At 65.3% G+C, this 23,541-nt stretch carries 26 protein-coding genes and 1 tRNA gene; 19 read left to right on the top strand and 8 right to left on the bottom strand.

All coding sequences use genetic code 11. The annotated features are described in order from the left end of the window. Nucleotides 1-185: 185 nt before the first annotated feature. Complete coding sequence (locus AC5L38_RS24915; RefSeq protein WP_495245230.1) at nt 186-746, bottom strand: hypothetical protein; 561 nt, start codon at nt 744-746, stop codon at nt 186-188. Nucleotides 747-1,733: 987 nt separating this feature from the next. Between AC5L38_RS24915 and AC5L38_RS24910 the strand changes: the two genes are divergently transcribed. From AC5L38_RS24910 to AC5L38_RS24880, 7 genes are all read left to right on the top strand, one after another. Then, nucleotides 1,734-2,603 (top strand): hypothetical protein, encoded by an 870-nt coding sequence (locus AC5L38_RS24910; protein ID WP_495245229.1) that lies wholly within the window; start codon nt 1,734-1,736, stop codon nt 2,601-2,603. 21 nt (nt 2,604-2,624) lie between these two features. Then, nucleotides 2,625-4,064, top strand: coding sequence for a helix-turn-helix transcriptional regulator (locus AC5L38_RS24905; RefSeq protein ID WP_495245228.1), 1,440 nt, complete (start codon nt 2,625-2,627; stop codon nt 4,062-4,064). Nucleotides 4,065-4,658: 594 nt separating this feature from the next. Continuing rightward, nucleotides 4,659-5,498, top strand: a complete 840-nt coding sequence (locus AC5L38_RS24900) for a helix-turn-helix domain-containing protein (RefSeq protein ID WP_495245227.1) — start codon at nt 4,659-4,661, stop codon at nt 5,496-5,498. Between the two features lie 96 nt (nt 5,499-5,594). Next, nucleotides 5,595-6,002: an ATP-binding protein gene (locus AC5L38_RS24895; protein ID WP_495245226.1), complete on the top strand. Its 408-nt coding sequence runs from the start codon at nt 5,595-5,597 to the stop codon at nt 6,000-6,002. 56 nt (nt 6,003-6,058) lie between these two features. Then, on the top strand, nt 6,059-6,268 hold the full coding sequence (locus AC5L38_RS24890; protein ID WP_495245225.1) for a hypothetical protein: 210 nt from the start codon (nt 6,059-6,061) through the stop codon (nt 6,266-6,268). Nucleotides 6,269-6,414: 146 nt separating this feature from the next. Next, complete coding sequence (locus AC5L38_RS24885) at nt 6,415-7,257, top strand: sigma factor-like helix-turn-helix DNA-binding protein (RefSeq protein WP_495245224.1); 843 nt, start codon at nt 6,415-6,417, stop codon at nt 7,255-7,257. Between the two features lies 1 nt (nt 7,258). Next, nucleotides 7,259-8,080: an integrase gene (locus AC5L38_RS24880; protein ID WP_495245223.1), complete on the top strand. Its 822-nt coding sequence runs from the start codon at nt 7,259-7,261 to the stop codon at nt 8,078-8,080. Between the two features lie 21 nt (nt 8,081-8,101). Here the strand turns inward: AC5L38_RS24880 and AC5L38_RS24875 are convergent, their stop codons facing one another. After that, entirely contained in the window at nt 8,102-8,362 is a 261-nt protein-coding gene (locus AC5L38_RS24875; RefSeq protein ID WP_495245222.1) for a hypothetical protein, read from the bottom strand. A gap of 214 nt (nt 8,363-8,576) precedes the next feature. On the opposite strand from AC5L38_RS24875, the gene AC5L38_RS24870 reads away from it, so the two are divergent. From AC5L38_RS24870 to AC5L38_RS24840, 7 genes are all read left to right on the top strand, one after another. Then, a complete protein-coding gene (locus AC5L38_RS24870) occupies nt 8,577-9,011 on the top strand; it encodes a plasmid replication, integration and excision activator (protein ID WP_495245221.1) in 435 nt (144 codons plus the stop codon). Then, nucleotides 9,008-9,337, top strand: coding sequence for a hypothetical protein (locus AC5L38_RS24865; RefSeq protein WP_495245220.1), 330 nt, complete (start codon nt 9,008-9,010; stop codon nt 9,335-9,337). Before AC5L38_RS24870 ends, AC5L38_RS24865 begins: the two co-directional genes overlap by 4 nt. Nucleotides 9,338-9,421: 84 nt before the next feature. Next, the gene (locus AC5L38_RS24860) at nt 9,422-10,846 is read left to right on the top strand and encodes an FtsK/SpoIIIE domain-containing protein (RefSeq protein WP_495245219.1); all 1,425 of its coding nucleotides are present in this window, start codon (nt 9,422-9,424) and stop codon (nt 10,844-10,846) included. Beyond that, entirely contained in the window at nt 10,843-11,037 is a 195-nt protein-coding gene (locus tag AC5L38_RS24855) for a hypothetical protein (protein ID WP_495245218.1), read from the top strand. The genes AC5L38_RS24860 and AC5L38_RS24855 overlap by 4 nt, the downstream gene beginning before the upstream one ends. Before the next feature lie 5 nt (nt 11,038-11,042). Then, nucleotides 11,043-12,740, top strand: coding sequence for a replication initiator (locus tag AC5L38_RS24850; RefSeq protein ID WP_495245341.1), 1,698 nt, complete (start codon nt 11,043-11,045; stop codon nt 12,738-12,740). Nucleotide 12,741: 1 nt separating this feature from the next. After that, the gene (locus AC5L38_RS24845; RefSeq protein ID WP_344749621.1) at nt 12,742-12,942 is read left to right on the top strand and encodes a helix-turn-helix domain-containing protein; all 201 of its coding nucleotides are present in this window, start codon (nt 12,742-12,744) and stop codon (nt 12,940-12,942) included. Continuing rightward, complete coding sequence (locus AC5L38_RS24840) at nt 12,942-14,288, top strand: tyrosine-type recombinase/integrase (protein ID WP_495245217.1); 1,347 nt, start codon at nt 12,942-12,944, stop codon at nt 14,286-14,288. The genes AC5L38_RS24845 and AC5L38_RS24840 overlap by 1 nt, the downstream gene beginning before the upstream one ends. A gap of 89 nt (nt 14,289-14,377) precedes the next feature. On the opposite strand, the gene AC5L38_RS24835 is transcribed toward AC5L38_RS24840, so the two are convergent. After that, nucleotides 14,378-14,467, bottom strand: a tRNA-Ser gene (locus AC5L38_RS24835). Nucleotides 14,468-14,737: 270 nt separating this feature from the next. Beyond that, entirely contained in the window at nt 14,738-15,301 is a 564-nt protein-coding gene (locus tag AC5L38_RS24830; RefSeq protein ID WP_495245216.1) for a YceI family protein, read from the bottom strand. A 102-nt stretch (nt 15,302-15,403) separates the two neighbouring features. On the opposite strand from AC5L38_RS24830, the gene AC5L38_RS24825 reads away from it, so the two are divergent. Further along, nucleotides 15,404-15,961: a MarR family winged helix-turn-helix transcriptional regulator gene (locus AC5L38_RS24825; RefSeq protein WP_495245215.1), complete on the top strand. Its 558-nt coding sequence runs from the start codon at nt 15,404-15,406 to the stop codon at nt 15,959-15,961. A gap of 94 nt (nt 15,962-16,055) precedes the next feature. Here AC5L38_RS24825 and AC5L38_RS24820 read toward each other — a convergent pair whose 3' ends face one another. Next, nucleotides 16,056-16,568: a SigE family RNA polymerase sigma factor gene (locus AC5L38_RS24820; RefSeq protein ID WP_495245214.1), complete on the bottom strand. Its 513-nt coding sequence runs from the start codon at nt 16,566-16,568 to the stop codon at nt 16,056-16,058. 296 nt (nt 16,569-16,864) lie between these two features. Between AC5L38_RS24820 and AC5L38_RS24815 the strand changes: the two genes are divergently transcribed. Together AC5L38_RS24815 and AC5L38_RS24810 are read left to right on the top strand one after the other, a co-directional pair. After that, nucleotides 16,865-17,815 carry a hypothetical protein gene (locus tag AC5L38_RS24815; RefSeq protein ID WP_495245213.1) on the top strand — a complete coding sequence of 317 codons (951 nt, stop codon included), beginning with the start codon at nt 16,865-16,867 and terminating at the stop codon, nt 17,813-17,815. Between the two features lie 5 nt (nt 17,816-17,820). Then, the gene (locus tag AC5L38_RS24810; RefSeq protein ID WP_495245212.1) at nt 17,821-18,669 is read left to right on the top strand and encodes a MauE/DoxX family redox-associated membrane protein; all 849 of its coding nucleotides are present in this window, start codon (nt 17,821-17,823) and stop codon (nt 18,667-18,669) included. 118 nt (nt 18,670-18,787) lie between these two features. Here the strand turns inward: AC5L38_RS24810 and AC5L38_RS24805 are convergent, their stop codons facing one another. Together AC5L38_RS24805 and AC5L38_RS24800 are read right to left on the bottom strand one after the other, a co-directional pair. Continuing rightward, nucleotides 18,788-19,960 carry a DUF8462 domain-containing protein gene (locus AC5L38_RS24805; protein WP_436758247.1) on the bottom strand — a complete coding sequence of 391 codons (1,173 nt, stop codon included), beginning with the start codon at nt 19,958-19,960 and terminating at the stop codon, nt 18,788-18,790. Nucleotides 19,961-20,130: 170 nt separating this feature from the next. After that, nucleotides 20,131-20,457, bottom strand: coding sequence for an uL11 family ribosomal protein (locus AC5L38_RS24800; RefSeq protein WP_495245211.1), 327 nt, complete (start codon nt 20,455-20,457; stop codon nt 20,131-20,133). Between the two features lie 54 nt (nt 20,458-20,511). Here AC5L38_RS24800 and AC5L38_RS24795 point away from each other — a divergent pair, with 54 nt between their 5' ends. Beyond that, nucleotides 20,512-21,414 (top strand): MerR family transcriptional regulator, encoded by a 903-nt coding sequence (locus AC5L38_RS24795; protein ID WP_495245210.1) that lies wholly within the window; start codon nt 20,512-20,514, stop codon nt 21,412-21,414. Nucleotides 21,415-21,471: 57 nt separating this feature from the next. Then, entirely contained in the window at nt 21,472-22,287 is an 816-nt protein-coding gene (locus AC5L38_RS24790; protein ID WP_495245209.1) for a M15 family metallopeptidase, read from the top strand. 121 nt (nt 22,288-22,408) lie between these two features. Here the strand turns inward: AC5L38_RS24790 and AC5L38_RS24785 are convergent, their stop codons facing one another. Further along, nucleotides 22,409-23,500 carry a VOC family protein gene (locus tag AC5L38_RS24785; protein ID WP_495245208.1) on the bottom strand — a complete coding sequence of 364 codons (1,092 nt, stop codon included), beginning with the start codon at nt 23,498-23,500 and terminating at the stop codon, nt 22,409-22,411. Between the last annotated feature and the right edge of the window lie 41 nt (nt 23,501-23,541).

The following is a 23,541-nucleotide window of genomic DNA, read 5'->3' as shown; positions in this document are numbered from 1 at the left end:
CAATCACCCTGCCTCACGCCTATGACATCGGACCCCGGAGGAGAGGGACGTCGGAGCCTACGCCGTCAGCTTGGGAAGTGCATCGAGTACGGCAGGTGAGGTGGCCGAGCTGGGCGTTTGGCTGGTCGTGAGTGACCGTGGTTGACCCTCGTCACCCTGGTTAATAGCCCGCTAATGGCCCGGCATCACTGAGTACGGGTGGACCGAGTCGCCCCCAGTTTCCGGGCACTGGCAGGGGACAGGGTCATGGGGGTGAGCCATCCCTGCCGTGTCAGGACCACTTGGGAGGGAAGAGGGGTGATCGGGTAGACCTCGATGCCTTGTGCCCAGTTCATGAGCAGTCCTTCGGTGCCGCTGGAGTCGATCAGGACGATCGCAATGGGCTGGCCGTCTTTGGCCCAGGTGTTCCAGATCGCCCACCCTTCGGGCCGGGCTTCCACGTCCAGACGGCCGCAGATCTCGCTGTAGCTCTCTTCCATGCCGACGGGAAGGGCGTTCGGCCGGAGGATGACCACCCCGGCGAGTTTCATCAGGGGAAGGTCCTCGTCAAGACATCCGTCCCCGTCGAAGTGATAGTGGCGGAGGTGGCGGGCTGTCTCGATCACTGCTCGCTGAAGTGGCGTGGCCTCATCGGAGATAGTGGCAAGAGTGAGCCATCCCTCGTTATCCGCCGCGTTCACGATCTTGCACGCCAGGTGCTCGATGTGGCGTAGGTACTCAATATCGCTGAGGTCGGTTCGGGACACCGCGACAGTGTGACATCAGGGCATGGTCTGGAGCATGTGGGTTATACGGCCGGGAAGATGCCATTTTCCTGAGGTGGAGCGGGTGACGGGAATCGAACCCGCGCTGTCAGCTTGGGAATCATCTACTGACCTTGCCGCCCTGAGCTGGGAAAACAGGGGTGCAGGTCCGGGCGAGTCCAGCCCCCATGATTCCCCGTGAGTGGCCGTGGTTCCCCGCCTGTTCTGGCACGCATCTGGCACGCGATCAAGCTTCGGATCATGCGCGGACGCGCACACTTCCCCCGCCGGATCTTCCCGTCTGCCTCGTCCCACCCCGGAGGGGCAACAGCTCAGGGACGGAGGATCAAGGCCGTCTTCGCGTGTACGCCGGCCGGTAGACGTTCCTCGGCCATGGGATGCCAACGATCACAGACGGCCTTGATCCGGAGGAGTCGAGATGTTGGGCTTGCCTGGGACGAGGCAGACGGGAAGATCCAGCTTCCACCTCAACCACCTACGGCCTTCGTGGTGCAACGTCGATCATCCCGGAGCCGAAGTGCCCCCGCCGGAGGCTTAGCGGTTTTCAAGAGGGCTGCGTTCCCAACGGGGACGGGTCCTCCCACCTGGGCAAAACCACGCTCCTCACCCCTAATACACAAGATCATTCCAGATATACCCCACGGGTAGCATGACATCTGCGAGATGCTTCGTTCCAGTGGGTGGCCCCATCTCCAGCGCTGCTGTCGCCTTAGCTGAAGTCACCCGATGCCAGGATGAGCAGAAGTAGGGCCTCGGCATCGATCGTCTTACTACAAGCCGCCGAGTAACGAACGGGTAATCGGCACTGCCCTGACCGACTTCGGCACGTACAGAGGGAAGTCGTACCCCACAGCGCCATGGTCGATCTAGTGTATGTATGTGACGGTTGACCGTGGAGCTCAGGCAGTCGAGTCTATCAAACGAGCTGGGCTGTTCATAAGATCAGCTTGGCTGAATAGCCCTACCAACATGAAGACCATAGCAGCCTTCATGTTGGGGATTGGGTTAGCCCTCGGCCTGGCAGGCCTAGTGGGAGATGCACTGGGCGCATGGGAAAACAGCCCTTTCTTTACTAACCTACTATCCTCACTCACTGGATTTCTATTTGCTGTACCTGTAGGTGTGATCATCCTCTATCAGATTACGATTCATCGAGAAGAACTGCAACAGAGACGCTCGCTTGCTAGCCTTGCACTTGATTCCTCCACTCGAATAGTAGCTCATTCGAATCAACTTCAAGCCCGGCCATATCACATAACTTTCCAACAAGGATCATCTCTATTCTTTAAGCTTCGCGGCCAGGCGTTAGATGTCATAGAAGAGATATTAATCAACCCGCCAGAGAAGCGCAGGATAACAGAAAAAAATATTTCTACTATTGTAGATCTAGGCTCTAGGTGTCGCGATGCTTGGACCCATGTTTGGGCTTCTCCGACGACTATCGCAGATACGGTTGAAGGTATGCGTAGCAACTTAACGATATTGCGCGAGTACGTTCAGCCACGACTGCATGCTGTATCTGACACAGCTCTAATAGACGCCGAGATACTCGACCACTTCCAGGAAGTCCTAGACTGGATCGCACCACCTAGAGGGGATTCAACAAACAGCCCTCGCAATTGGACAATATCCGCCGGGATTGCACTCGACGAGCTAGAGCAACATGGCGATCAGCTCGAATCTATGGAATCACACCTTGACGGGATTGTGCACCGATTGCATGCCGCAATCATGGATAGCGAACAAGCGAACGCCATGTACGAGACATTGAATAATGCAGCACTCCAGCTACATGAACAGATCTCATCTTACATTGGACATGAGCATACTGTCTTATAGAGCCACAGTTAGGAGCAGCGTATGGCGGGCCAGCCCGACTTTTTGACAGTCGCGCAGGTTGCATCTCTTCTTAAGCTGTCACAGCCCGATACCTGGAAGCTTGTAGGGCAGCTTGGATTCCCTCTCCCGGTGCGTGACGAGGAGGGGCACGACCGTTGGCCGCAACGTGCAGTAGAACAGTGGGCAGGACGTCGTGGTCATCTTATGGCTAATCCTTATAAGCTCAAAGACCTAAGACCACCACCGACTCCACGCCCATACCTTGGTCTTCGCATCATCGAGGATTACGCGGTTTTGTCCTGGGACACCGAGTATGGCGAAATATGCCTGGTCTACCCAACCCATCCAAGTTTTTACCATAAATCATCAAAAATTCTTCGCCTTCTTTCCCACGCTTTCTCTATATTGCTCGTGGGTCCCGACTGGGGCTTCACTGGTAAGACGCTACAGGAGTTCAGTCCCGCTGATCCCGAGTACAGCAATCTCCCTAGTTGGGCAGAGCTAAAACGGGCCTTAGGTTATCCTGCACCCTTTTGGCCAACAGCTTTACAGGATCATGATTTGATGATGCGTTGGGTGCCAGGTAGCCCCACTATCATGGGGCGCGCACAAAACAGTCTTGACGAGAAACTCCTCCTTAGGCTCGCCAATGCTTATCAAGAGGATGATCCTGTTTCAGTTACGCTTCGCCATTTCGTTAGTCGCATTCGCTATCAAGCAATGAAGTCAGCCGAATGGGAACTGAGTCACTGGGAAAAATACGAGGACTTCAAAGATGTAACATTTCCAGTTAAACCAATTCCCGAGCCCGAACCTTCCCCTGTTCCAAGTCTAGAGATTCGCAGGCAAGCATGGGTGAAAATCGGTGCGCGAACCGATGAGCTCGCAGCTCAATGCATCGATGAAACAAAGGGATGGATCGATAAAAAAATTCTTTCGTTTTCCTCTGTAACCCAACTGATTCCTGGGAATTCCACCATAGTCGATAACTGGTTGGGATCTCTCTGCGAAACCCCATGGTGTGCTGAATTTGTATGGCTGGGCGCGTCTTCCGACGACATCCTCCTTCGAGATCCATTAACAAACCTACCGGCCTACCGCGCCAATGACGGGCGTTATTTCGCAGCTGTTCCACAAAAGCTACCATCGACATCACCTCTTCAATCTATTGTTCTGGACAAGGATGTATGGATCTGCACCTACGACGGAAGAACATACCTTGCCCCTGGTGGTTCTGACGGCATCACGGCCACATGGGGTTACTCCGGCACTGGCCCCTCCTACCTGGCAAGTCTTTTTAACTGTTTATTGGATGACATAGCATCCTCTACCTTCTTCATTGACTCACAGCGCCGTCAGATTCCAAACGGCCTCCTGGCGCTAGCCATGGAAAAGCATCCAGATGGAACCATCTTTAGTCGGCAAGATCTCGTGAAAATTAAACAACAATATATCGAATAGAGTCAGCGGTAGACAGAGTGCATGGTCGCACATGAACTTTAGCTGGTTTCATTTCAGAGCCAGAGGTTCCGTAGAAAGTCTCCTAATCTTCACGGACCTTGACGGTCCTTGGGGTCGTGCACAATCGAGGAGGGGTAGGGGATAGAGCAGCACCTAATTACAGCTGGCGCATAGTGCACCGGCGGCGTGTGGCAGAGGGTCAAATACGGCGGCGCGCCAGCCGCTCGCTGCGCCGATAGATGAGCCATGCTTCTCGGTGAGCTGGGGTAAGGAACGAACCCCGGATCTTCGATCGCCCCCGACCACATCAGACTCCGGCCACCCTATGGCGATCGTCGTGACGCATTGGGGCGGCGGCGTGACCCAGGTGCTGGCGGACGCCGGAGGCACGGCGCGGCGCTCGTGCGGCGACGGCCCGGAGTCCTGCGCGCGTGCCGGGACCAGCCCCCAGGCCGCATGCCCGGCGCGCGCTGGCAGGCGCAGGGCCGGGCGACGGCGCGCAGCGCCGCCGCCTCTTGATACCTATGAGAACAATTCGGCAGTGATCCGGGATGGGCAACGCTCGATGCGTGAGCGGCTGGTAGAACGCTGGGTGTGGAGGATCGACGGGATCGGCTTCGGACGTTAGGTGAGTTGCTGCGTCGGCTGCGTAAGGATGCTGGGCTGACCGGTAAGGATCTAGCATTGCGGGCTGGGGTGGCTCAGCCGACAATCTCGCGGATCGAGACGGGCCAGCTCCTTCCGGTTCCGGAGACGGTTGATCGGCTTGTCGAAGCGCTGGACCTGGACGACGTAGGCCGCGGGGAGTTGGATGCTCTGCTCGTACGGCTACGTGATGAAGTCTCCCGCCTCAAAGGTGGGCTTGCCGGCCGGGAGGCGGCCAATGCTGCCCGGCTCCGATCGGCTCAGCGGGTGGTGTCGTTTCAATCGGCAATGATCCCGGCGTTACTCCAGACGGCGGAGTACGCACGGCTCGCCTTGGCCTTCGGCCGGGACGTCGACGAGGAGGATGCGGCGAAGGCTGCGGCGGTTCGGGTGGAGGCGCAAGCCGTCCTGTTCGAGTCGGGGCGTGAGTTCTCCTTCGTGCTGACGGAGGGGGCGGTTCGGACGTGGCCGGGGTCGCCGGCGTTGATGCGAGCGCAGCTTGATCGGTTGCTTCAGGTCTCGACGCTTCCCCATGTGGGGCTTGGGATAGTGCCGTGGTCGGTGGAGGCTCCGGGGTTCCCGCTGCATGGGTTCACGATCTATGACGGGTCGGTGAGCGTGGTGGAGAGCCTTACCGGTGATCTCACGCTGAGTGAGCCGGGAGAGATCGCGACGCACGGGGATACCTTTGAGGCGTTCGCGGCGGCGGCCGTTTATGGCGATGGGCTGCGGGATCTTCTGGTGCAGATCGGGTCGGAGTATCAGAAGTTGATGGCCCACCTCGAATAACTGACGTATTTATGCGTCGAATACCTTGAGCACCTTCCAGGTTCGCTCATACTCTGACGGAATGGATGTATAGCCCCCTAGACGTCGGAGCCAGCCATGTCGCTCTTCCGTATCTCCCGCACCTTCCTCGGCTCTCCCCGATCCATCGTCGAAGCTCGCCGGTTCGTCACCGCGATGCTGAGCGGCTGGCCGGAAGTCGAAGACGCTGAGCTGATCGTCAGCGAGCTGGCCACCAATGCGGTCCGGCATTCCGAGAGCGGCCGATTCGGAGGCCGGTTCACGGTGTCGATCCATACGGAAGCCGATCGGCTCTGGATTGGCGTCCTGGACGAAGGCGGCCCTCGCTCTCCTCGGGCCTTCCCGCATCACGAGGATGGGGAAGACGGACGGGGGCTGATGCTGGTCACCGAACTCGCGGCGAGTTGGGGCGTGACCGGGGACGACAAAGGGCGCATCGTGTGGGCCGTCCTGGAACTGCTCCCCCAGCCGGCGGTACGGCAGTGAGCTGCCTGGCGGCTCACGTGCCGACCCCCCAAGCCGATCACGCTCGGCTTACCTGGATGGACCCGCGACCCGGTGAGCGGTGCCGGGTGCTCGCCTGGACCTGCCACTGCCGCTCGGTCGTCTACGAGCTGTGTGCCTCGGGCGGCCAGGTCTTCCTCCGCCGGACCGTGCAGGGAACACCTCGCACCGTCCAGGAGACCAGCCGGACGCGCATGGCCGAAGGCCGGGAACTGTGGGCGGCGATGCTGACGGGTCGCGCTCGATGACCAGGGGCGTGCCGAAGCGTCGTTCAGCGATCCGGGCAGTAAGTTTAAAAACGGGTGAAACGCTTAAATCCGTACTGTCGAGGGGGATAGACGGCATTTCGTCTAGGGGTCTAGACTCGGCGGAGCACCACCGAAAGGGAACCACCGTGCCGCCGAGTGACCTTGATCGGATCGCCGCCATCGACGACCCGTACCTGTTGATCCGAACCGCGACCGAACGGCTCAGCGCCGCTCAACAGGAGGTCACCGAGCTGGCCCGGCTACGGCGCCGGGTGATTCAGGAGCTACACGCCCAAGGTGTCTCCTACGCCCAGATCGCCGAACAGGCCGGGCTGTCACGCGGACGCATTCACCAGATCAAACACACCGGACCAGCACCGGAAGGCGCGTTCCTCGGCACGGGCCTGGTGACCGTGGTCACTCCCCTGCGCCTCGACCCCGAGAAGAAGCGGCCTGTCCTCGCCCTGGACGACATGCGCTCAGGCCAGCGCCTGGAAGAGCTCGCCAAATCCTTCGGGCTCGCCATCGCCTCAGACAACGTCACCATCGACGGTCAGATCGACCTCAACCGACCCAACCTCGTGGTCGTCTGCGGTCCTCGCATGTCCGAGGCGATGCAGACGGCCTACGACACCGACCCCGTCATCCGATGGGAACGCGACGACCTCGGCTGGCTGCTGCGCGACACCCGCACCGACGTCGCCTACCGATCAGGCACCCAGGTCATCCCGGAACAGCCGACCGATTCGGCATACCTCGGCCGTCTCTCCCGGCCGGACGGCAACGGCACCTTCCTAGCCATCGCCGGAATCCGCACCAACGGCTCCCTCGGCGTGGTGGACCTGCTCACCTCGGAGATCGCGACGATCTGGGGACAGGTCGGAGACCAGCGCTTCTCCACCGTGGTCAGCGTGGAGTACGACCCTAACAGCGGAGAACCGACCCGAACCAAACTTGCCAGTCCGCTCTATCGACACCAGGACGACTGACATGCGGCTCACTCTCGCCACCGAACCCGCTTATCCCGACCGGCCCAACGAAGACTTCATCGGTGCCACCCCTGACGCCATCGTTCTCCTGGACGGCGCCGGCACCCCCGCGGATCTAGAATCGGGCTGCTCCCATGGCGTCGCCTGGTATTCGCACACTCTCGGCTCGACTCTCCTGGCCGGTGTGACCCAAAGCGCTGACTCCTTGAGCACGATCCTCGCTGCAGGGATCAAAGCGACAGCCTCGATGCACGACTTCTGCTGCGACCTCTCTCACCCCGGCTCGCCCTCGGCCACCGTGGTCATGCTCCGCCGCAGCGCCAACACCCTGGACTGGCTCGTGCTAGCCGACTCCGTACTCGTCCTCGACGTCTTCGACGCCGACCCCATGGTCATCTGCGACGAGCGGGAAGCCCTGACCGGTAACCGCTACCGGGCCCCGATGAACGCCGCTACCGGGGGAAGTCCGGAACACCTCCTTGCCCTGAGCCACTACATGGAGGCCATGCGCGCACACCGCAACGTCGACGGGGGATTCTGGGTCGCCGCGGTCGATCCCCTGGCCGCGGAACAGGCGCTGACCGGAACGGTGCCGGTCGACCGGCTACGGGCCGTTGCGGTCCTGAGTGACGGGGCGTCCCGACTCGTCGACCGATTCGGCCTGGCCACCTGGCGGCAACTCCTCGACCTCCTCGACCACGACGGCCCGGCCGAGTTAATTCGCCAGGTCCGCGAGGCCGAACGCTCCGACCTGGACGGCTCCCGTTGGTCGCGAGGAAAAATCTTCGATGATGCCACGGCCGCCTACGGCAGGATCACCTGACGCCGGAAGCAGCGCGCTGCCCTACCAGTCGTGTCGACGGAAGACAGAGGTCATGCGCAGGTGGCCGGTCGCGATCCCGACGTACATCTCGGACGTGTGAGCCAGTAACCACCCCTGACGCTCCACACCTTCGATCAACTCCGAGATGTCCCACGTCGTGTAAGCCTCCTTACGGAAATCGATCATCGCAATGGCCGTGAAGATCATGCGGCCTTCCGCACGCGCGAGCCGGGCATCTTCGACGATCTGCTGAACCTCGGTGTTGTTCATGGCTTTCGGCACAGGCGATCCATCCTTCAGGGCCAACGCGTAGCGGTCACCACGGCGAAAAACGACCTTGCTCCGCAAAGGGTTCTGACTTCAAGCGCACGACTCTTGTTTACCCCCCTAGACAGTTGGGGAGAGCAAGTCTAGAGTCCTCCGCATAGCCCCCTAGACAGTTCACGCCGACAGAACGCCTGTCACTGTCTAGGGGGATAGACGAAAGGTAGAGCCCATGGCCATCCAAGGCCCCATCCCCGTCCACTTCGAGCAGGTCTTCCCGCACGGCTGCTTCATCGTCGGCGAGGTCGAGCAGGTCAAGGACTTCGACGCCTCGTCCAAGGGCCGCACCGTCTACGCCAAGGACAAGAACACCGGAGAACTGGTGTGGCAGGTCGCCGTCATGGACGCCGACCCGACCGTAAAGGCCGGCCAGAAGACGGTCTCGGTCAAGATCCTGTCCCCGATCCAGCCGACCGTTCCGGCCGCCCTGCCGGGGCTGCCGTTCGTACCGGTGGAGTTCGACGGCATGACCGCCACCGCCTACGTCAACCAGAACACCGGACGCCTGGCCTGGTCCATCCGAGCCACCGCGATGCGCCCTCCCCGCACCGCGGCGACTCCGGCCAAGGCTTCGGCTTCGACGACCAATAAGGACGTGGCCGCGTGAGGGAGTACCTGCCTTACACCCGCGCCGTGGTGACCCTCGACGAGGACGGCACTCGGCTCGACACCTCGTTTCGCACCCCGCACCTGTCGGTCATGGCACTGGGCGCCGAGGGTGAGCGGCCGTTCCTGACCCTGTCCTCCCGTGAGGCCCAGGTGGTCATCTCCACCACCGGCGGCGGACCGATCACCGAGCGGGACGTGACCCTCGCCCGGCAGATCGCCGAGGCCGCCACGCGCTACCTCGCCGACTGCGAGCGCCTGCACACCGACCAGTCCACCCACCCCGACCAGGTCGACGACGAGTCCGAGCAGGGCAAGGCGGCCTGACACGAAGCGGGGCCGCTGGAAGGTGCAACTTCCGGCGGCCCCTCGGTTCTCCCCAGACGCGAATCAAGAGAGGGCTCAAGCCTAATGTTCAAAAAACTGCCTGGTGACGAGGCTCGTACCCTCGTCACCACGACCCCCGATACCGCCGTGGTGTTCCGTCCGGCCGTGGTGCGTACTCCGGCCATCTTCACCATCACCATCTTTCTGTGGCGGCTGCTGGCCGGACTTGTCCGGCTCGTCTGGCGTCACCCGATCGCGGTGGCCGTGCTTGCCGTTCCCGCGGTGCTCGGCATCCTGTACGGCTGGCGTCTCGCCGTGGTCGTCGTTACCGTTCCGCTCTCGCTGCTGGCGCCGTGGCCGTTCTTCGATCGGGCCTCGTTCAACCGCTGGATGGGCTGGCGGCTGCTGGCCTGGTGGCGGCTGGTGTGGATCTACCGGCGGCACTGGCAACCGGTGATGATCATCTCCGGGCTCGGCCGGAACCTGCGCGGCCGGGACTACCTGCCTCGCATCGTGCGCGTCACCTGCACCTCGTGGGCGGACCTGGTCACGGTGAAGATGATCAGCGGGCAGGCGGTCAAGGACTGGACCGACCGCATCGAGCACCTCGCTCACGGGTTCGGTGCCACCTCGTGCCGGGTGACTGTGGCCCGGTCGGGCCGGTTGCTGCTGGCCTTTCCCCGGCGTGACCCACTGGCCACCCCCTTACCCGCCCTGCCCATCCCCGAGGTGGCGTCGGTCGAGCCGGTCGAGATCGGCCGATGCGAGGACGGCACGCCGTGGCGGCTCAAGGTTCACGGCACTCATGTTCTGGTGGCCGGCGCCACTGGAGCGGGCAAGGGTTCCATCATCTGGTCCACCATCCGTGGCCTCCTGCCTGCGGTGCGAGCGGGCCTGGTCCAGGTCTGGGCGCTGGATCCCAAGCGGATGGAACTGTCCTTCGGTCGTGGCCTGTTCGGTGACCGCTACGCCGCGAGTCCTGCGGCGTGTGCTGATCTGCTGGAAGCGGCGGTGGCGGTTATGCAGGAGCGGGCCGATCGGTTCGCTGGCCTTCAGCGCAGCCACACGCCCACCGTGGAGGATCCGTTCGTCCTGGTGGTGGTCGACGAGGTGGCGTTCCTGACCGCCTACCAGTCCGACAAGGGCCTCAAGCTGCGTATCTCAGCTGCGTTGGCGACGCTGACCACCCAGGGCCGCGCGGTCGGGTTCGGCGTGATGGCCGCCCTCCAGGACCCGCGCAAGGAGGTCATGAACGTCCGCAACCTGTTCCCCGACAAGATCGCCCTCCGGCTGGATGAGTCCGAGCAGGTGGACATGGTCCTCGGTGACGGTGCACGCGACCGCGGGGCACTGGCCGATCACATCTCGCCGGTTCCCGAGCAGGGCGCGGGCATCGGCTACGTCCGCCTGGAGACCTCACCCGAGCCGATCCGCGCCCGCGCCGGCTACGTCTCTGATGCCGACATCCGCGCCATGGTCGCCGACTTCGCCGAGGAGGCACACCAGTGAAGATCATCATTCAGGGCACCCTCGCCGAGATCGACACCATCCCCTTCCGTCTCCTGGGCAACCTGTCCGACTCCCCGCCGCGATTTGAGCTGGTGCTGTCCGACCTGGTGAACATCCGGCTGCGCCGCGACCCCTACAGCGCCGCCTACCGCTTCACCGTCGACGTGCTCGCCCGAGAGGAGGACATGTGACCGACATCCCCACCTCCCCATCCCCCCTCTCCCCGGACGGCTCCGACCGCACCCTTCCCCGCCTCATTCGCGACACCCTGCCCTTCGCCCTGGACGTCGCGGTGGAAGTCGCCAAGAACAACGGTGTCTGCATCCGCCCCATCGAACTGCGGCGCCTCGACACCCACACCGGCATGACCGAGTCGTTCAACATTCCCTGCGGCGCCACCCAGGAAGCCAAGTGCCCGCCGTGTGCTCAGCGCAACAAGCAGCTGCGTAAGGCTCAGTGTCGCGAGGGCTGGCATTTGGAGGCCGAACCCGTCGCCGAACCTCACCCCTCCACCGACGACCAGCAATGGCTGATTGAGTTCCGGGCTGACGTGCAAGCCAAGCGCGACGAAGCTGAGAGGGCGGGGGAAGACACCCTCGACTGGGACGAGGCCATCGCAGGCATCGATGCCGAGATTAACGCCGCGGGAATGCGCGGCAACGTCCTGGGCGGCCGGGCAACCCCGAAGCGCTCGCGCTCCACCAGACGGCGTCAGGATGCGCCGGATCTGCCCAGGCGGGCCAAGCAGAACACCACCCTTGGGCGGACCTTCATTGCCTCCGACGGCAAGGTCTACCGGCCATCGCTCTTTGTCACCCTGACGCTTCCCTCCTACGGGCGCATCCACAACGGCGTCCCGGTCAACCCGGCCACCTACGACTACGCTCGCGCGGCTCGCGATGCGCTGCACTTCTCCAAGCTGGTGGACCGGTTCGTGCAGAACCTTCGCCGGGTGGCGGGCTATGACGTGCAGTACTTCGCCTCCGTCGAACCCCAAAAGCGGCTCGCTCCCCATCTGCACATGGCCATCCGCGGCACCATGCCGCGTGCGGAGGTCAAGGCCATCGCCGCCGCCACCTACCACCAAGTGTGGTGGCCATCGGTCGACGAAGTCCGCTTCGACGGTGACCACCTGCCCATCTGGGCACAACGGGCCGAACGCGCTGAGCCCTACCCCGACGGGCAGGCCGGCGACTACCTCGACCCGGCCACCGGGGAAGTGCTGCCCACCTGGGACGAGGCACTCGACCAGCTCGACACCGACGAGGCGGCCGAACCGCTGCACGTGGTCCGTTTCGGCGCTCAAGCCGATGTTCAGGGCGTCCTGGCCGGATCACCGGATGCCGACCAGTGCCTCATCTACCTGTCCAAGTACCTGACCAAGAACCTCGGCGATCCCCTCGACCCCGACGACGTCGTCAACCAGGCTCGTCGTGACCACGCGACCCGCATGGTCGAAGCGCTGCGTTATGAACCCTGCTCCCCGGCGTGCGCGAACTGGCTGCGCTACGGAATCCAGCCCAAGGGTGCCAAGGCGGGCATGCTGCCGGGCCGATGCCGTGGCAAGGCGCACAAGGCCGAACACCTTGGCTACGCGGGTCGTCGCATCCTGGTCTCCCGTAAGTGGTCGAACAAGACCTTGCGTGAGCACAAGGCCGATCGCCGGGCCTGGGTGCTCGACATGCTCGGCCTGCCCGACGAGACGGTGAGCGACCCACACCGCTACGTCTGGCGGCCGGTCTCCTCCAAGGACCCCAACCGCACCCCGCTGGCCAAACGGCTACTGCGCGAGGTCGCCAACCGACAGCGCACCCGCGCACGACTGACCGAACTCCAAGCCAGAGCAGACGGACGACCGATCAAAGATCTTTCGGCAATCGGAAAGGCGGCCTGACATGGAACCACTGTTCTACCGGCCCAAGGATGCCGCCGTGATGCTCGGCATGAGCCGTACTGCCGTCTTCCGACTGATCAAGTCCGGCGAACTGAAGTCGATCAAAGACGAGGGATACCGGCTGGTCCCCCGGTGGGCGCTCCACGAGTTCGCCCGTGCACTGGAGGCCAAGGCGGGGCTCTCCCAGGACGAGGCCGCGTGATGGCGAAGAAGCCAGACGGCCGGTCCTCGATCTACTTCGGCAACGACGGCTACTGGCACGGCTGGGTCACTTTGGGCATCAAGCCTGACGGCTCCCTCGACCGTCGTCACCGGATGGCCACGACTGAGGCCGAAGTGACCCGCAAGGTGAGGGAACTGGAGAACAACCGGGAGTCGGGACAGGTCACCAAGCCCGGCCGTGCGCCCACCGTCGCCGAGTGGATGACCGAGTATCTCGACGTGATCTGTGAGCGGCTTGTGATCTCCGGCAAGATGGCGCCGCGCACGCTGACGGACTACCGGTCCAAGACGCGTCACTGGATCATTCCGCTGCTCGGACGGCATCGGCTCAACCGGCTCGCTCCCGAGCACCTCGACACGGCCTACACCACGATGCTTGAGAAGAACCTCTCGACCAGCACCGTGCTCAAGGTTCATCGCATCCTGTCGCGGGCGCTGACCATCGCGGTGCGCCGCAACAAGCTCACGCGGAACGTCGCGACCCTCGTCGACGCTCCCTCGGCGGCTTCCACCGAGATCGAACCGCTGAGCCGCGAGGAGGCTCGCAACATCCTCGACGTGGCCGGCACCCGGCGGAACGGGGCGCGCTGGTCGGTAGCTCTGGCTCTCGGCATCCGCCAGGGCGAGGCGCTCGGGCTCCGCTGGCAGTACGTCGACCTGGAGACCGGAGTGATCAGGGCGTGGTTCCAGATCCAGCGCACCGAATGGCAGCACGGGTGCGCCGATCCCCATAAATGCGGGGAGAGGTGGCACCGCTGGCCCTGCAAAAAGAAGTGCAGTGATCATGGGCATAACCCCGGCTGCAAGGAGGGGTGCAAAAAGCAGGGGCACACCTGCTTCAAGAGGACCTGTCTCAAGGACTGTACGAGCCATGCCGACAGGTGCCCGAAACGCACGGGCGGGGGCATCGGCTTCCGCCAGCGAAAGGGCAAGAGCAAGCTCACCCTTCAATGCCCTCCCGAGTTGCTCGCGCTTCTCAGGGCACACCGCAAGATCCAGGCCGCGGAGCGTCTCAAGGCGGGGGACCGCTGGGAGGATCACGATCTCGTGTTCGCCACCCGCCACGGCGGTCCGATCGAGCGCACCGAGGATTGGAAGGTGTGGAAAACCATCCTCAAGCAGGCCGGGGTTCGGGACGTCCGGGTGCACGACGCTCGCCACACCGCCGCGACGCTGCTCATCGAGCAGGGGGTGAACATCCGGGTCGTTCAGGAGGTCCTGGGCCACACGAGGGTGACCACGACCGAGCGTTATGCACATGTGTCCACACCGCTCATGCGCGACGCCGGCGAGCGCCTGGCCTCGGCACTCTGGGGGGAGTCCTGAGCCCTCGTTGCAACTAGGACTGCAACTATGACGCCCTTAGAGATCAAAAAGGCCCTCTCCCCGTATCTCGGGAGAGGGCCTCTGATCTGCGGAGGCTCGGGGATTTGAACCCCGGATGGGCGGTAAACCCAAACCGCATTAGCAGTGCGGCGCCATAGACCTGACTAGGCGAAGCCTCCTGGTTGCCGTTCGGCTCAGCACAGAGTACCGGCCATCAGGCGAGGCGGCAAAGCGGTTGACGATCGCGTCACGGGCAAGAGTTGGGGAAGAGTTATCCACCATCTGTGGATAACTCTTCCCGACCCTGTGGACAAACTGAGGAGTCCGCAGCTGAGCACGGTGGAAATCCTGTGGATTCCCAGTTCGCGAGACGCTACATCTCAACAAGTGAACACCATTGAGGCCCCTCACCGCGGCGAGACGGGAGAGACCTCGGGTGGTCACGGAGATCAGGCGGCCGGGTTGGCCTCGCCCTCGATCTCAATCTTGATCTTCTTGCCGACCAGGACGCCGCCGGTCTCCAGCGCCTGGTTCCAGGTCAGGCCGAACTCCTCGCGGTCGATCTCGGCCTTGATCGAGAAGCCCCAGACGACCTGGCCCCACGGGTTGGTGCCGACGCCGCCGTACTCGACGGTGAGCTCGACCGGCTTGGTGACGTCGCGGATGGTGAGGTCGCCGACGAGGGTGAACTCGTCGCCGGAGTGGCCGGCGACACGGGTGCTGCGGAAGGTCAGCTCGGGGAACTTGTCAGCGGAGAGGAAGTCGTCGCTGCGCAGGTGGCCGTCGCGGTCGGGAGCGCCGGTGGTGATGCTCGCGGTCTTGATCGAGAGCTCGGCGGAGGAGTCCAGCGGGTTCTCGGCGATGGTGACGGTGCCGGCGAACTCGTTGAAGTGACCGCGAACCTTGCTCACCATCATGTGCTTGACGACGAAGCCGATCTGGGTGTGCGAGGCGTCCAGAGCGTAGGTGCCCGGGGCGGGGATCTGAAGGTTCTCCCAGGTCCGAGTGGTCATTTTTCTGCTCCCGAAGAGATGTTGCCGAGTGGATGCTTGCGTCAACAGATTTCTACACGAGGAATATTCCTCTCGTCAACTACTGTCGGGTAGGGTGAGATCGTGAACCACTTTGACGACTCCCGGCTGACCGCGATGGGCCTCCTTGCCGAGGTCTACGCCGGTATCTCAGCGAAGACACACGGGTCCTTCGTCGCGGCGAAGCTCTCGGAGATCGACTTCGAGACGTTGATAAGGCTGGCGCGCTCACCCCAGCGACGGCTGCGCATGAGCGACCTGGCGGCGCAGACAGGTCTGTCCACGAGCGGGACGACCCGGGTCGTCGACCGGCTGGAGCGCGAGGGGCTGGTCACGAGGCAGGCGTGCCCCACCGACCGGCGGGCCTCCTACGCGGCCATCACCGAGGCCGGCACCGACCGGCTCGGCGACCTCCTCCCGCAACACCTGATCGACATCGACACCTGGTTCACCGGGCTCCTCTCTCCCGCGGAGCTCAGCACCTTCCTCGAAACCCTGAGGACCATCCGCGACGCCGTACGGCCGTGCGCCACCGCGGGAGCGGAGAGCCTGCGTCCCGAAGAGGGCTCGCGTCCCGAGGAGGGCCTGTGTCCCGAAGAGGGCTCGCGTCCTGAGGAGGCCGCGCTCATCCCGTCCGAGTGACGCGCCCGTCCCGTCCGAGGCCCCATGAGCGCATACGTCTTTGTGAGTACGCGCTCCGTGGGCGACCGGCAGAGATTCCGTAGGGCCGGGAGCCTCAGGTCTGTGGCTCCAGGTGTCGCGGCTCGGAGGTGAGGTCGCCCCGGAGTTTGGCCATTCCCCGGGAGACCGTGCTCTTGACCGTCCCGACGCTGATCCCCAGGGCCTTGGCGATCTCCGGCTCGGTCATGTCCTCGTAGTAGCGCAGCACGACGGCGGTCCGCATCCGGGTGGGCAGCCGGTCGAGGGCCTGCTCGACGCGCTCGGGCAGGTGCTGGGCGCTCGCGACGACCGGTTCGGGGAGTTCGCCCGACGGGTACTCCTCCAGCTTGCGCCGCCGCCACCAGGAGATGTTGATGTTGACCATCGCCCGGCGCACGTAGCCGTCCAGGGCGGTGCGGTCCTGGATGCGGTCCCAGGCGAGGTAGGTCTTCACCAGCGCCGCCTGCAACAGGTCCTCGGCGTCGCTCGGATGCCCGGTGAGCCGGTGGGCGGCGCGCAGCAGCGCCGGGCCGCGAGCAACGACATACTCGCGGAACTCCTCGTCGGTCCCGCCGGCCACCGTGATCACCAGCCTGTGCTCCAGGTGCGTATGGTGGCCAGAATCGCAGCCGGAACCCATACTGCGGCTGAACCGAAATCTATATTTCATCCCATCAACGGTAAAGATCAGCTTCGATGGGCGATGGAGCACGCAAGAAGCATTAGATAGCGGTTTGTCATCGGGCAGACACCAATGCGTTCTACCAGGGAGGGGAACTTTAGTACCCGGTTGGACACCTGCCGTGATTATTGGTGGAGCGGACAGCGGGATTCCGCGAAGCGTGTGACGCTGGCTGCGACACCTCGCAGAATTGGGGAGCGACGATGCCCTATCGCAGCGCCGATCGCCGCCGTACGCTGGCGGCCGCCGCGCTTGGCCGGACTGTTCAGGAGCCGGGCCCCCTCCCCTCGGAAGGTGAGTCCTTCCACTCCGTCAGCGGCACGATCCTCGACGTCAGCCCGCACCTGATCGTCATCGACACCCCGAGCGGCGACGAGGAGCGGCTCGTCATCGCGCCGTGGGCGACCGCCTGGCGCGGGGAGGCCGTCAGCCCGGCCAACCTCCCCCTGGGGTCCAATGTGATCATCAGGGCGCTGCGGGCCGGCCGGGTCGTGGACCGGATCTGGTCGGACATCACCAGGATCACCGGAGTGATCCAGTCGATCGGTTCCGAGGGCAAGGACCACGTCGTGGAGCTGCACTGCGGGCCGCACCGCGGGCGGCGCACGATCGTCATCCCCTACCGCTCCTCCGGGCGGCTGCGGGTCAGGCACCCGCAGTTCGAACCCGGTTACCTGTTCGACGCCATCGGGGTGCGCGAGAACGGCGCGGCGCTGGCGCGACTGCCCGCGACCTCGCAGCCGCCCTACCGGTGGACGGCCGTGCCGCCACCGCCCCCCGGCTACGTCGGCGTGCAGTCGAGGATCTCGGGCACGGCCACCTGGTCGGACACCTTCGACTGCGGGGAGCAGGGGGTGGCCTATCCCATGCTGGAGCGGGCCGACACCGCGTGCGACGACACCGGGGTGTCCTGCGCGGGCCTGCCCTACCTGGCGCTGGGGTCGATGCTCAACGTGCGCAACGTGTGCGCCGGACGCACCTCGGTCCTGCCGATCGTGGCGTGCGGCTGCCTGGCCGGCCGGTTCTGCGACCGGTGCCTGGAGTGCGGCACCTCCCCGCGCGGCCGGATCCTGGAATTGTCCCCGAGTTCCTTCGTGGAGCTCGGCGGAGACCTGACCACCGGGTGCTTCAACGCCCGGCTTGGAATGGGGTGACACAGATGCTGACGACGATCGCCGCCGCGCAGTCGCCGGTCGTGTTCCTGCTGCTGGCCGCGGGCACGGTCGCGAAGATCTGGACGGTCGCGCGCGAGGCCGAGCCGGGCATGCTGAGCAGGCTGGGACCGGCCGTGCTGGTGCACGAGCGCTGGCGCAAGCCCGCGATGCTGGGCTGCGCGCTCGGGGAGCTGTTCCTGGCGAGCGGGCTGCTGCTGACCGGCCATCCGCTCTTCCGGTGGGGGATCGCCGGGTTCTTCGCGGTCTCCACCTACGTCCTGTGGGAGCTACGGCGCCGCCGCCCGGACGTGGGCTGCGGCTGCTTCGGCGAGGTGAGCGCGCTGCCGGTGGGACGGCGGTCGCTGGGCCGCACCATGGTGCTGACGGCCATGGCCCTGGGACTGGTCTGGACTCCGGAGGTCCCCGGCTGGGAGGCGATGGCGAGCCTGACGTGGGCGCACGCGCCGGCCATGCTCGCGGGGCTGCTGGTGCTCGCCGCGCTCTCGCCGGAGATCGAGGAGACGATCGCCAGGCTCCGCTATCGGGCCCCCTGCGAGCAGCGCCGCTTCGACCCGGCCACCGCGCTCGGGCGGCTGCGGTCGAGCACGGTCTGGCGCTCGCACGAGGGGGTGCTGTCGAGCAAGGAACCGGTCGACAGCTGGCGGGAGCTGTGCTGGCGGTTCTTCGTCTATCCGGGGAACAGCCACGCGGGCGACCCCGTCGACGTGGTCTTCGCGGTCTATCTGAGCGGGCGGCACCCGGCGGTGCGGGTCGCCATGGTCGGCTCTGACGGGCAGCCGGTGGAGACCGGGGTGACTCTTCCGGAATCTCTGCCGATATCGGCTGGACACTAGAGAACCCTAGATTTTCTTAGGGCACACGATTGAGCTCTATATGGCTCTCTAGCTTCCCCGCTAGAGAGCCATATAGAGGGCTAGGATTTCCCTCGCAGTATATCGAACAAATGTTCAGTCAGACCGGTTGTGCCCGCAGGAATTTTCCAAAGTGTGGCACGGTGAACGCGATCAGCCCGCGTTCCGCGCTGTAGATCAGGCCCTTCTTGATGAGGCTGTCACGGGCCGGGGAGAGACTCGACGGCTTGCGGCCGAGCCCCTCGGCCACCTCGGCGGTGGCGACGGGCTCGTCGCCGATGGCGGCCATGGCGTGCATGTAGTCGCGCTCGGCGGGGGTGGCCCGCTCGTAGCGGCTGCCGAAGAAGCCGACCGCGAGCTCCTCCTCGGCCTCCGGTGCGGAGACCCTGATGTCGTCGGCGGTGATCGGGCTGCGCAGCGCCAGGTCCCAGGCGACCTTGCCGTACGCCTGGACGAAGTAGGGGTAGCCGTCGGCGGCCACGTAGAGGGCGTCGAGGGCGTCCTGGGTGAACTCCACGCCCTCGCTCTCGGCCGGGGCGATGAGCGCCAGGTCGGCCGCCTCACGGTCGAGACGGTCGATCCTGGCGTAGCGGAAGAGCCGCTCGGAGTAGCTCTTGCTGGCCGAGAGCACGCTGGGCAGGTGCGGCAGCCCCGCGCCGACCACGATCAGCGGGCCACCGCTCTGGGAGAGCTCGTGGCAGGCCGCGCAGAGCGCCGAGACGTCGGGGGCCTGCACGTCCTGCATCTCGTCGATGAACAGCGCGATGCCGACACCCAGATCGGTGGCGACCGCGGCGGCGTCGACGAACAGCTCGGTGAGGTCGATCTCCAGGTCTCCGGAGTCGGCGCGCCCCCGCCCCGCGGGCACGTCGATCGCGGGCGACCAGTGCGAGGTGCCCTTGGCCGCCGAAGGGTCGCGCATCGCGAACGCCTTGAGCACGCCGAGGAACTCCTCGATGCGCTCGGGCGCCCGATGCCTGGGGGCGAGTTCCCTGACCGCCATGTGCAGGGCGGCGGCCACCGGGCGGCGGATCGACTGGTCGGGCCTGGCCTCGATCTTGCCGGTGCCCCACAGCCGCTGCATGGCCATCGACTTGAAGGTGTTGAGCAGAACGGTCTTGCCCACCCCGCGCAGCCCGGTGACCACCATGCTGCGCTCGGGGCGGCCTCGGGCCACCCGTTCCAGAACGATCTCGAACTGTTGCAGCTCGCGGTCGCGACCGGCGAGCTCGGGGGGGCGCTGTCCGGCACCGGGAGCGTAGGGATTGCGCACGGGGTCCACGCTCTCGGACTTTATGACGGGATATAGCGGCCGGCTTAGAATTCCGTAGAAAGTGCTACGGCGTGTCGCGCGGCGCTCCATCGGCGAGCGAGGGGACGGGGTGGGCACCGCCGGCGGCACCGCGAGCATCGCCATGGCACACCCCTTCACCTGCGAGAACGTCAGCCCGAACCCGTGTTCGATCCCGTGCCCATGACTGTAGCGCGGGTTCGAACACAGGCGCGATACGTTTCGATGAAAAGCCTCCCCAAGGAATGCGGATCCCCGCACCGAACTCCCACGAACCCGCTCGTAAGCCGTACGAGACTCACGGTGACGACGACGGGGACGACGAATCCCCGCCGGTCCTGGGTGGCGGCGTTGTACCGGCGGCAGAACTCCATGAGGTTCAGGCCCAGCGGACCCAGGTCCTTGCCCACCGTGGCGGGGCCGGCCTCACCGGCCTGGAGCTGCGGTTTCGCGATCCGGCTGACCTTCTTCTTCGGCATGCCCGCCAAGCTAAAGTCTCCCGTTACTGGAGGCTCAACGGAATAATCGAGGCCATGAGCTACACGATCGGACAGCTCGCCAGGCTCTCCGGGCTGCCGGTGAAGACGATCCGCTTCTACTCCGACATCGGGGTGCTTCCCGAGCGCGGCCGCACCCGGGGCGGCTACCGCCTCTACGGCGACGAGGACCGCGGGCGGCTGGAGCTCGTCAGGACGCTGCGCGAGATCGGCGTGGACCTGGCGACCATCAGGTCGCTCGGCGAGCGCGACCTGGGTGAGGTGCTGTCCCTGCACCTCCGTACGGTGGAGACGCAGATCAGGGCGTTGCAGCGGACCCGGGCGGTGCTCAGGGCCACCCTGGAGCGGGACGAACCCGCCGACGACGACCTGCGCCGGCTCAACGCCCTCGGGCGGCTCGGCGCGGCGGAGACGGCGGCGCTGGTGAACGAGTTCGTCGACGAGGTCGCCGGCGAGAACGCCGCCAGGCAGGAGTGGCTCGGCGGCCTGCGCGCGGCCATGGTGCCCGACCTGCCCGACGAGCCGGGCATCGAGCAGCTCGACGCCTGGCTGGAGCTGACCGGGCTGCTCGCCGACGACGGCTTCCGCGCCTCGCTGCGCGAGATGAGCGGCGACTTCTGGGAGAACGCCGACGGGATCGACATGGCGGCCTGGCACGAGGCCGACACCCTGGTCACGGAGAGGGCGCTGGCCGCCGCGCGGGACGGGGTGGCCCCGGAGTCGGAGGCCGCCGCACCCGTCGTGGCCGAGCTCGTCGCGGTCCTGGCCCGGGCGCAGAGGCGCACCCCGGAGTCGGTCGTACGGGACTACGCGGAGCACGACCCGCGCGCCGGGCGATACTGGGAGCTGGTGGCCGTGATCAACGGCACGCCCTGGCCGCCGGAATCCGTGGTCGCCCACGAGTGGATCGCCGCGGCGGCGGCCTCCCACCTCGAATAGTCGATCAACTACAATAGCTTTTTGTCGCTTTTGTCCGTTTTTCTGAGGAGGCGGCACGTGTCAGGTCCCAGATTCATGATCCGTACGCGGGCCGTGCTCGCGACGACCGTCGGCTGCCTGGCGGCGGCCTCATGCGGCACGGCCACCTCCCAGCCCACCCCGGCCGCGCCTCCCGCCACCGGCGTGGCCGCCCCGGATCCGCCCGCGACGCCGACGCCCGGCCCGTCCACCACCGCACCACCCACCGCGCCACCCACCGCGCCACCCACCGTGTCCCCCACCGTGTCGCCGACCCCGACGGGCCCCCCGGAGTTCGCCGCGAAGGTCTCCCGGATCGCCCGTGAACGGCTCGAACACTCGTGGCGGCCCGGATGCCCGGTCCCGGTGAGCGACCTGCGGCTGATCACGATGACCTACTGGGGCTTCGACGACAGGCCGCACACCGGCGAGCTGGTCGTGAACAAGGCCGCCGCCGACGACATCGTCTCCGTCTTCCGCCGCCTGTACGACTGGCGCTGGCCCATCTACAAGATGCGGCTCGTCGACGTCTACAAGGCCGACGACTACGCCTCGATCGACGCCGACAACACCTCGGCCTTCAACTGCCGCCCCGCGACGGGGTCGGGCAGCTGGTCCAAGCACGCCTACGGCCTGGCCGTCGACATCAACCCGCGCGAGAACCCGTACGTCTACGCCAACGGCACGGGCTCCCACAAGAACGCCCGCAAGTTCTTCAAGCGCCCCGTCCGGGCTCCCGGGGTGATCAACCCGGGCGACCGCGTGGTCAAGGCCTTCCAGCAGAGAGGCTGGGAGTGGGGCGGCTACTGGTCCGGCATCAAGGACTACCAGCACTTCAGCAAGGGCGGTAACTGAGACCCGGGGAGGCCGCCCGTCCGTGCGTCCGGCCACCTGACGTCCCGGCGGTGGACGCGAGACGTGCTCGAACCCGCCCGCCCGTCCGGGACGGGGGCCGGGGAACCGGGCAGGTCCGGGCTCAGCCGTACGCCGGTTGGACGCCGGCGGGCTGGAGCAGGTCCCAGCGGTTGCCGTACAGGTCCTGGAAGACGACGACCTTGCCGTAGGGCTCGTCGCGCGGGGCCTCCTCGAAGACGACGCCCGCCGACAGCAGCCGGTCGTAGTCGCGGACGAAGTCGTCCGTGTGCAGGAACAGGCCGACCCTGCCGCCGGTCTGGTCCCCGATCCGGGCCTCCTGTTCGGGGCCGTCGGCGCGTGCGAGGAGCAGGGCCGTCTCCCGGGCACCGCGCGGGCGGACGGTCACCCAGCGCTTGCCGTCTCCCAGCGGAGTGTCCTCCAGGAGCTCGAAGCCGAGGACGCGGAGGTAGAAGTCGATGGCCTCGTCGTAGTCGCGTACGACGAGGGTGGTGAGCCCGAAATAGGACCCCACGAGTGGCTTGAATCTTTTCGGGCGCCCTCTCCCCACCGGCCGGCCGGTGCGGGCGGTCTCCTGGAGCCGAGTGATCGTCAGGATGATCCGGGCGACGAGCAGGCCCGTGACGATCGGCAGCGGGACGCAGGCGACCAGGGCGACGGTCTCCAGCACGGTCATGCCCGCGTTCCCGAACGCCAGGAAAGCCGTCTCCATCGCCATCCACAGCAGCCATGTCAGCCACCACGCCCAGACCAGACCCGGGCGGTGTCCCCGGTACCGGTAGAGGTCGATTCCCGGCCGCAGCCCGCCGGGCCGGGAGGTGGTCAGGATGTCGTCGACGAGCAGCTTGGGGACGAACAGGTTGATGCCGGGAGCGATCCACGCGAACACCAGGAACGGCGTGGCGTACCTGTGGAAGACCCCGGGAGAGATCGCGTACGCGTTGCCCCGGACGCGGAACAGCCAGCACACGAAGGCGAGGCCCGCCAGCAGCTGGACGGTCAGGAGAAGAAGGACGGTCGAAGGGAGGAACAGCACGTACAGGAAGCCCCACTCGTCGACCGTCAGCCACGACCGGCCCTCCTGGTAGACGAGCAGCAGCGTCGAGGTGCCGGCGGAGACGGCGGAGCTCAGCGCGATCAGGGTGAGGGCGACGATCGCGAACGCGCGGACCGGCCGCAGAGGGCGAACAGGCACGAAAGGCACGCTCGAATCCATGAAAGCCCTTCAACAAGGAT

Source organism: Streptosporangium nanhuense, from assembly GCF_059358815.1.
This window is presented reverse-complemented; position numbering and strand designations above follow the sequence as displayed.

What these genes read in the sequence shown, in the direction of transcription:
- AC5L38_RS24800 (WP_495245211.1), bottom strand. Translation starts at nt 20,457, where the DNA reads ATGCCGAAGAAGAAGGTCAGCCGGATCGCGAAACCGCAGCTCCAGGCC.
- AC5L38_RS24815 (WP_495245213.1), top strand. Translation starts at nt 16,865, where the DNA reads ATGCCCTATCGCAGCGCCGATCGCCGCCGTACGCTGGCGGCCGCCGCG.
- AC5L38_RS24880 (WP_495245223.1), top strand. Translation starts at nt 7,259, where the DNA reads ATGCGGCTCACTCTCGCCACCGAACCCGCTTATCCCGACCGGCCCAAC.
- AC5L38_RS24795 (WP_495245210.1), top strand. Translation starts at nt 20,512, where the DNA reads ATGAGCTACACGATCGGACAGCTCGCCAGGCTCTCCGGGCTGCCGGTG.
- AC5L38_RS24910 (WP_495245229.1), top strand. Translation starts at nt 1,734, where the DNA reads ATGAAGACCATAGCAGCCTTCATGTTGGGGATTGGGTTAGCCCTCGGC.
- AC5L38_RS24895 (WP_495245226.1), top strand. Translation starts at nt 5,595, where the DNA reads ATGTCGCTCTTCCGTATCTCCCGCACCTTCCTCGGCTCTCCCCGATCC.
- AC5L38_RS24860 (WP_495245219.1), top strand. Translation starts at nt 9,422, where the DNA reads ATGTTCAAAAAACTGCCTGGTGACGAGGCTCGTACCCTCGTCACCACG.
- AC5L38_RS24905 (WP_495245228.1), top strand. Translation starts at nt 2,625, where the DNA reads ATGGCGGGCCAGCCCGACTTTTTGACAGTCGCGCAGGTTGCATCTCTT.
- AC5L38_RS24845 (WP_344749621.1), top strand. Translation starts at nt 12,742, where the DNA reads ATGGAACCACTGTTCTACCGGCCCAAGGATGCCGCCGTGATGCTCGGC.
- AC5L38_RS24890 (WP_495245225.1), top strand. Translation starts at nt 6,059, where the DNA reads ATGGACCCGCGACCCGGTGAGCGGTGCCGGGTGCTCGCCTGGACCTGC.
- AC5L38_RS24840 (WP_495245217.1), top strand. Translation starts at nt 12,942, where the DNA reads ATGGCGAAGAAGCCAGACGGCCGGTCCTCGATCTACTTCGGCAACGAC.
- AC5L38_RS24810 (WP_495245212.1), top strand. Translation starts at nt 17,821, where the DNA reads ATGCTGACGACGATCGCCGCCGCGCAGTCGCCGGTCGTGTTCCTGCTG.
- AC5L38_RS24830 (WP_495245216.1), bottom strand. Translation starts at nt 15,301, where the DNA reads ATGACCACTCGGACCTGGGAGAACCTTCAGATCCCCGCCCCGGGCACC.
- AC5L38_RS24870 (WP_495245221.1), top strand. Translation starts at nt 8,577, where the DNA reads ATGGCCATCCAAGGCCCCATCCCCGTCCACTTCGAGCAGGTCTTCCCG.